Source organism: Aureimonas pseudogalii, assembly GCF_014196835.1.
Lineage (GTDB): Bacteria > Pseudomonadota > Alphaproteobacteria > Rhizobiales > Rhizobiaceae > Aureimonas > Aureimonas pseudogalii.
Genome location: NZ_JACIEK010000044.1, coordinates 1 through 2757, shown reverse-complemented (window position 1 = coordinate 2757; position 2757 = coordinate 1). Strand labels below are relative to the sequence as shown.

General features: G+C 61.7%; 2 protein-coding genes. Both read left to right on the top strand.

What is annotated here, in order from left to right; translation table 11 throughout:
- Nucleotides 1-684: 684 nt before the first annotated feature.
- Nucleotides 685-1716: an IS110 family RNA-guided transposase gene (locus GGR04_RS23610; RefSeq protein ID WP_183203039.1), complete on the top strand. Its 1032-nt coding sequence runs from the start codon at nucleotides 685-687 to the stop codon at nucleotides 1714-1716.
- A gap of 352 nt (nucleotides 1717-2068) precedes the next feature.
- Complete coding sequence (locus tag GGR04_RS23605) at nucleotides 2069-2542, top strand: bleomycin resistance protein (protein ID WP_183203037.1); 474 nt, start codon at nucleotides 2069-2071, stop codon at nucleotides 2540-2542.
- Nucleotides 2543-2757: the final 215 nt, after the last annotated feature.

Below are 2757 nucleotides of genomic sequence, written 5' to 3'. Positions count from 1 at the left end.
CATTCGGCGCTAACCTTCATCAGCCCGCTTCAGTTCGAGAGACAAGCCGCGTAATATCGAAACCGCTCTCCACTTTCCCGGGGTAAGTCCACTTCTTTTGCGGCATTCCTGGCATCCTCCAAAGGCTCGAAAGCCTACTTCAGGGAGGGCCACTTTTCAGGGGGCAGACCAGTGGTGCCGGCACTGGCGGCGCTGACGACCGCGCGCGTTTGTTCCAGATGGGGTTGGGCGAGCCATCTCCTTCCCGTTGTGGTGGGGGCGCTCGTCGCATATCCATTCGGCGACTTGCTTGCGTTCGACACCAGCGAGCCTATGGACACCGATCCATCGGGTGCGGCCAGTTCATCACGAGAACTGATGGTGCACGCGCTCTTCCCGGTTTGCGCGTTTTTGGCCTCTCTTGGCGCCTTTGTGGTAGCCGATAGGGTCCACCGCCCATGGCGAGTGGTGGATCGGGTAGGGTTCTGCCTCCTGATGCTCGTCGTGTGGTCGATCGTTCTGGTGGGGGTAAGAGGCCTGTAAAGGAACATACTGCGTTTCAGGAACCCCTTTGGTCCACAGTCCTTCGCTTCTGGCTACCTGGAGCCGCCATCGAAATCTGATGGTGTGGAACGGCCCTTCGAGGCAGCTTCGAGGTTGCCTATCGTGCACGGGCAGCTGCCACGATATACAGGGAGACGTTCCATGAAGAAGATCACGACGATCGGACTGGACCTGGCCAAGTCGGTCTTCCAGGTCCACGGCATCGCAGAGGACGGCCGCGTCGTTGTCCGCCGCGCTCTGCGGCGATCACAGGTGCTGGACTTCTTCCTTAACCTTGAACCCTGTCTTGTCGGGATCGAGGCGTGTGCCAGCGCGCACCACTGGGCGAATGAGATCGGTGTCTTCGGCCATACCGTCCGCATGATGCCGGCGGCCTATGTCAAAGCGTACGTGAAGCGCAACAAGACCGATGCGGCGGACGCCGAGGCGATCTGCGAGGCGGTGATGCGACCCACCATGCGCTTCGTGCCGATCAGGGCTCCGGATGAGCAGGCCGCCGGCATGGCCCTGAAGACCCGCGAGCTGTTTGTGCGTCAGCGCACACAGACGGCGAATGCGATGCGCGCCCACATGGCGGAACTCGGCATCATCGCGGCGACCGGCATGACCAGCGTCACCAAGCTCATCGCCATTCTACGCGACGAGAACGAAGCCCGCCTCCCATCTGCGGCTTGGGCAGCGCTTTTGGAGATGGCGGAGCAGATCGAGAGACTGACGGGCCGCATTGAGGCGCTCGACACGAAGATCGTGGCCGCCGTGAAGGGCGACGATACCGCTCGACGGCTCACCAGCATTCCGGGAGTTGGACCGATCATCGCCGCGACGGTCCGGGCAACGATCCAGGATCCAGGCGCCTTTCCGACGGGGCGCGATCTGGCGGCCTGGATCGGGATCACCCCGCGAGCCCATTCGAGCGGCGGCAAGGAACGGCTCGGCAGGATATCGAAGCAGGGCAACAAGCAGTTGCGCACCTTGCTGATCGTCGGGGCGACTTCGATCCTGAAGCAGGCTCGTCGCGGGGTGAAGCTGCCGGCCTGGGTCGTCTCGCTGCTGGCCCGCCGGCCCTACAAAATCGCGGCCGTGGCGCTGGCCAACAAGATGGCGCGTACGATCTGGGCGCTGCTCGTGAAGGGAGGCGTCTACCAGGCGCCGTCGATCATGGCGCGAGTGTAGATGAGAAGGACTCCGGCATTCTGATGCCGGGATGACAGCAAGGTGCCAATGCGTGATGAACCCGAGGGCGACACCTTGACGCCGACCAGACCGTCTGACTCAGTGCGCCTTCGAGCGCGTGAATTTGATTCGGCGATCGGCATCGCGAATCTCATCGTGGTCAGCGGTCCGGGACCGCGCCAACAGCCCGGACATATGACTGCACCGTCCGACGGCGAATGACGCGGCGACTACCTTGCCAACCGGGCCGTTCCACATATGAGACAGAATTGATAATTCGGTTGGAGACCTGCTGCTGGCGATCAACAGCGGACCTTGACCGCACCTGTGTCGTCCAAGTTAGATTACGCCAATGGAACCGCTTGCTGACCCTGTGGCTCGTGCACAATCCTCTAGTTCGGGCATGATGCCCGAAGGGGGTATTGCGGCGCTGACACCAGAGCTTGACGTCCTCGACCCCGATGCCAGCCTCAGCTTTTGGTGCGGCCTACTCGGCTTTGAGGTTGCCTACGACCGCCCGGCTGCGCGTTTTGCGTTTCTCGCTCGGGGCCGTGCTCAGATCATGGTTTGCCAAACTAACGGCCGTTGGCTGACGGGCCCGTTGGAGCGCCCCCTAGGGCGGGGAGTCAACTTTCAGATCATGGTTGATCGGCTCGACCCGATCTTGGCTTCGCTCTACCTCGCCTCCTGGCAACTGTTCGAGAATCCAAGCGTGGCGTGGTATCGGATCGGAGACGAGGAACGCGGCCAGCGGGAGTGTCTCGTTCAAGACCCTGATGGGTACCTCGTGCGCCTCGCCGAAAACGTCAGTCAGCGAACGCTCTGACGTCCGCTTGCCACCTCGTTCGGTCTCAGGCGATAGGAGAAGCGGACTTCCCGAAGCAGTCCATCGGCGATCGACCGAGGCTGTGTCAAAACTCGTTCTCCAAAAGTGTCGTTAGAAAGCTGATCCGCCCCCATTGAAATGGTCCGCCCTGCAGTATGGCTTTTGGAGCCTGAAGGAGGACGGACATGGCAAGACGCCCCAAGCCCGAAGAGATC

Excerpts from the sequence above, each read along its gene's own strand:
- GGR04_RS23610 (WP_183203039.1), top strand. The coding sequence starts at position 685 with ATGAAGAAGATCACGACGATCGGACTGGACCTGGCCAAGTCGGTCTTC.
- GGR04_RS23605 (WP_183203037.1), top strand. The coding sequence starts at position 2,069 with ATGGAACCGCTTGCTGACCCTGTGGCTCGTGCACAATCCTCTAGTTCG.